General features: G+C 68.3%; 6 protein-coding genes. 4 read left to right on the top strand and 2 right to left on the bottom strand.

All coding sequences use genetic code 11. The features are described 5' to 3' along the window. The coding region (locus tag RTO53_RS19420; protein ID WP_312239307.1) for a M1 family aminopeptidase at window positions 1-234 on the top strand (234 nt) is incomplete at its 5' end. 263 nt (window positions 235-497) lie between these two features. Here RTO53_RS19420 and RTO53_RS19415 read toward each other — a convergent pair. Both RTO53_RS19415 and cysK read right to left on the bottom strand, forming a co-directional pair. Next, the gene (locus RTO53_RS19415; RefSeq protein ID WP_312239306.1) at window positions 498-1,097 is read right to left on the bottom strand and encodes an O-acetyl-ADP-ribose deacetylase; all 600 of its coding nucleotides are present in this window, start codon (window positions 1,095-1,097) and stop codon (window positions 498-500) included. 246 nt (window positions 1,098-1,343) lie between these two features. After that, entirely contained in the window at window positions 1,344-2,303 is a 960-nt protein-coding gene (cysK, locus tag RTO53_RS19410; protein WP_312239305.1) for a cysteine synthase A, read from the bottom strand. Window positions 2,304-2,494: 191 nt separating this feature from the next. Here cysK and RTO53_RS19405 point away from each other — a divergent pair, with 191 nt between their 5' ends. The 3 genes from RTO53_RS19405 to RTO53_RS19395 form a co-directional block, all read left to right on the top strand. Next, on the top strand, window positions 2,495-3,478 hold the full coding sequence (locus tag RTO53_RS19405) for a LysR family transcriptional regulator (RefSeq protein WP_312239304.1): 984 nt from the start codon (window positions 2,495-2,497) through the stop codon (window positions 3,476-3,478). A 247-nt stretch (window positions 3,479-3,725) separates the two neighbouring features. Then, the gene (locus RTO53_RS19400) at window positions 3,726-4,160 is read left to right on the top strand and encodes a hypothetical protein (protein WP_312239308.1); all 435 of its coding nucleotides are present in this window, start codon (window positions 3,726-3,728) and stop codon (window positions 4,158-4,160) included. 71 nt (window positions 4,161-4,231) lie between these two features. Next, the coding region (locus RTO53_RS19395) for a TonB-dependent receptor plug domain-containing protein (RefSeq protein WP_312239303.1) at window positions 4,232-4,709 on the top strand (478 nt) is incomplete at its 3' end.

Raw genomic sequence — 4,709 nt, 5'->3', positions numbered from 1 at the left:
AGCGCCGACGACCGCGCGGTGGTCTACCGCAAGGGCGCCTACGTACTGCACCTGCTGCGCGGCGAACTCGGCGAAGCGGTGTTCTGGCGCGGCCTGCGCGCGTATACCGTCGCCAACGACGGACGCTCGGTGGTCACCGCCGATTTCCAGCGCGCGATGGAGAAGGCCGCTGGGCATTCGCTGCAGCCGTTCTTCGATGAATGGGTCTATAGCGCTGGAGCAGCCGCGCGATAACGGGCCTGCATCGTTGCCAAACCGCTCGGGCGGCGCGCGCGGCCAGCCGCGGATTCACCCCGGGGCGGGCGCAGCGTCCACGGCAGGGTAGCCCTCGGTCGGTGACAGCGGGTCGCGGAACGCCCGCGACGTTCAATTTTCATGCCGACATCCAACGGTGTCCGACGGTCGGCAGTCGACCGGGGTGCGACCCTACCTTGGCAGCGGCAGCGGCAGCGGCACCCCCTCCAACCCCGGCAACATGACCGGCACCGCTCGCTCCCTCAGTGCGCCGCTGCCGGCGGCAGCCCGAGGTCCAGCGACGGCAGCAGCGGCGACGGCGGTGCGTCGAACGGTTGGCCCAACGTGGCCAACGCCGACTGGTAGGCCTTGAATGTCGCTGCGTTGTAGGCCACCAGGATGATCCGTCGCGGTTCGCGGTGCGAGCGCTGCCAGGCCACGGTTTCGGTCGCGGCGATCAGCGCAGCCTGGTGCAGCGGATAGCCGAACACACCGCAGCTGATGGCGGGGAAGGCGATCGAATGCAGCCCCAGCTTTTCGGCCAGCTGCAGCGATTTCCAGTAGCAGTTGGCCAGCAGCGCCGGTTCGTCGCGTTGGCCGTCCTGCCAGACTGGGCCGACGGTATGGAAGATATGCTGCGCCGGCAGGTTGTAACCGGCCGTAGCACGCACCTCTCCCGTCGGACAGCGCACACCCGGCCGGATCTGCGGCATCGCCTCGCATTCGGCCAGCAGCTGCGGGCCGGCCGCGCGATGGATCGCGCCGTCCACGCCGCCCCCGCCGAGCAGGGATTCGTTGGCCGCATTGACGATCGCATCCACCGCCAGGGTCGTGATGTCGCCCTGCCACACTTCGATCTTCATGCGTACCACTCCTGACTGAAACCGGGTCCATGCAACGGGATGTCGCCTTGTTGCTGCACCGTACCGGGCAGCAGGTCGAGGTTGCGTCATCATCGTCTCAGGCAGTGCGACCCGGTGTGCACTGCCCTGCAAATACACGATGCGGGGCGTCGGCTTCACCGCAGATGAAGCAAACCCCGACACCTGAATGCGACAACGCCCACCAAAGGGTGGGCGTCGCGGGTTGCAGGCAGGATAACGCGGCGGTCAGGGCAGACCGGCCAGCCAGTCGTCGTCGGAGCCTTCGATGATGTCGGCAAACAGCGGGGTGGAGAAGTAGCGCTCGCCGGTGTCCGGCAGCATCGCCAGGATCACGCTGCCCTTCTCGGCACGCGCGGCGATGTCCAGCGCGCTGGCTACGGTGGCACCGGCGGAGATGCCGACGAAGATGCCTTCCTCGGCGGCGAGCCGGCGCGAGGTTTCGATCGCGCGGGTGTCCTCGATGGTCAGCAGTTCGTCATACACACCGCGGTTGAGCACCTCGGGCACGAAATCCGGGGTCCAGCCCTGGATCTTGTGCGGTTTCCATTCGTCACCCTTGAGCAGGGCGGCACCGGCCGGTTCGGTGGCCACGATGCGGGTTTCCGGGCGGGCTACCTTGAGCACTTCGCCCACGCCGGTCAGGGTGCCGCCGGTGCCCCAGCCGGTGACGAAGTAGTCCAGGCGCCTGCCGGCGAAATCGCGCAGGATTTCCGGCGCGGTGGTGTTGCGGTGATACGCCGGGTTGGCCGGGTTGGCGAACTGGCTGGCCAGGAACCAGCCGTGCTCCTCGGCCAGTTCCTTCGCGCGGCGGACCATGCCCGAGCCACGTTCGGCGGCCGGGGTCAGGATCACCTTGGCCCCGTAGGCGCGCATCAGCTTGCGGCGCTCGATCGAGAAGGTTTCCACCATGGTGGCCACGAACTTGTAGCCGCGCGCGGCTGCCACCATCGCCAGCGCCACGCCGGTGTTGCCCGAGGTCGCCTCGACAATCGTGTCGCCGGGCTTGAGCACGCCGCGCGCCTCGGCATCGAGGATGATCGCCAGCGCCAGACGGTCCTTGACCGAGCCGCCGGGATTGAACGACTCCACCTTGGCGTAGACGGTGACGTGGTCGGGGGCGATGCGGTTCAGGCGTACCACCGGGGTATTGCCGATGGTGTTCAGGATCGAGTTGTACAGGGCCATGGGATGCTCCGAAGAAGTCCGTTCACCGCGCCCGGCGCGGCAGGGGGAGAGGGCAGGGCAGACCGTAGACCCGGCATATGCCCCCGGGAAATGACCTGATACCCTTCTTAAACAACATTTGGTTATAAGCTGGTGACGGCAATTGCCCTACAGTCGGGTTGCCCTCCCTTCGCCAGCCGTGCCGCACGCCCATGACGCTGACCCAACTCCGTTATCTGGTGGCCATCGCCGACGCCGAGCTCAACATCACGCTGGCGGCCTCGCGCGTGCATGCCACCCAGCCCGGCTTGTCCAAGCAGCTCAAGCAGCTGGAGGATGAACTGGGCTTCCTGTTGTTCGTGCGCAAGGGGCGCAGTCTCGAAGCGGTGACCCCGGCCGGGGTGGAGGTGATCGGCCGCGCCCGCGCGGTGCTGTCCGAAGCCAACAACATCCGCACCTACGCGGCCAACCAACGCCGCGAAAGCCAGGGCCAGCTGATCCTCACCACCACCCACACCCAGGCGCGGTTCGTGCTGCCGCCGGCGGTGGCGAAGATCAAGCAGGCCTATCCGCAGGTAAGCGTGCACCTGCAGCAGGCCGCCGAAAGCGATGCGCTGGACCTGCTCAGCCAAGGCGATGCGGACATCGCCATCATCTCCACCGCCGGTGCCGAACCCACAGCCGGCATCGCCATTCCGCTGTACCGCTGGCGCCGGCTGGTGCTGGTGCCGCGTGGCCACGTGCTGGACCGCCCGGGCGCAGCGCCGGACCTGCAGGCGCTGGCCACCCAGCCGCTGATCAGCTACGAATCCTCCACCCGCGGCAGCTCGTCGCTGCAGCGGGCCTTCGCCAGTGCCGGGCTGACCCCGGACATCGCCCTTACCGCGTTGGACGCGGACCTGATCAAGACCTATGTGCGCACCGGGCTGGGCGTGGGGCTGCTGGCGGAAATGGCGGTCAATGCCAGTGACGACGACCTGCGCGCGTGGCCGGCCCCGGCGCCGATCGACGAGTGCATCGCCTGGGCGGTGCTGCCGCGCGACCGCGTGCTGCGCGACTACGCGCTGGAACTGGTGCATGTGCTGGCCCCGCAGATCGATACCCGCGACCTGCGTCGGGTGATCGACGGCAATCAGGAAGCCGACTGGCCACTGCCGCCGACCTGGGAATCGCTGACCCAGACCATCACCGTCTGAGAAGCGACGGCGATGGCCGTCCATGCTTCCTCTACCCCGCGCCGTTGGCGCGCCCCCTTCAACAGAAGGGGGCTTTTCTCCAGAGGGGTTGAGGCGTTCGGTGGGCGCTTCGAAAGGGCTGCTGCGACGGTTGGTCGCAGGGCTCCGGGCTGCCCGGCCCAAGGTCGGGCGCTACCATGAGGGGGTGAACGTCCGCCGTCGCCCGTATACCGTCTTTCTCCAGCTTGCCTTCGTGGCGACGCTGCTGATGGCGCTGGCGCCGCTGGTCAGCCGCTGGCAGCAGGCGCACGCCGAGGCACCGGTGATGCTCATGCCGACCGGGATGGCCCACGCGATGTCGGGGCCGTTGGATGCCCACGCCGGACACGTCATGGCGCATCAGGACATGCAGCACGACGGCACGCAGCACCATCACATGCCGACGCAGCCGATGCCGGTGCACACCATGCAGCGCGCTCACGACCAAGCGGCACCGTCGCCGCCGATGAGCGAGCACGCCGGGCATGGCGACGCCTGCGAGTACTGCATGATGGCCTCGCGGCTGATGCCGTGGCTGGCGGTGCTGATCCTGCTGTTGCCGGCGATGCCGGTCATCGCGCCGCGCGTGTGTCGCGCCGTGCCCACGCCACGCAGCCTGCGCTGGCCTGCCCACGCCGCGCGCGGCCCGCCCGCGCGTTCCTGAAAACCACCGCCCTTCCTGCCTGTGTCGCCGTGATGGCGGCGCATGACTGCGTGCTTTTCTGGAGTTTCACCATGACTGTTGCTTCCCGCAGCGCGGGCGCACTGACGCGCCTGTCTGTTTCCTTGTCGCTGGCCCTGGCGGCGCTGCCGCTGCATGCCGCCAATGACGACGCCCGTACCCTCGATACCCTGGTGGTGACCGCCAGCGCGCCGTCCTCGCCACTGCACTGGGTCACCGACCCGCGCCTGCCGCGGCAACCGGTGCCGGCCAGCGACGGCGCCGATTACCTCAAGACGGTTCCCGGCTTTGCCGCCATCCGCAACGGCGGTACCAACGGTGATCCGGTCCTGCGTGGCATGTTCGGCTCGCGCCTGAACATCGTCAGCAACGAAGGCAACCTGATCGGCGCCTGCCCCTCGCGCATGGACAACCCGTTGTCCTACATCGCCCCGGAAACCTTCGACCGGTTGACCATCATCAAGGGCCCGCAGAGTCTGCGCTGGGGTGCCGGCGCGTCGGCCGGCACGGTGCGCTTCGAACGCGATACGC

Origin of the sequence: Stenotrophomonas sp. (assembly GCF_031995405.1) — a bacterium.
Classification (GTDB): domain Bacteria; phylum Pseudomonadota; class Gammaproteobacteria; order Xanthomonadales; family Xanthomonadaceae; genus Stenotrophomonas.
This window is presented reverse-complemented; position numbering and strand designations above follow the sequence as displayed.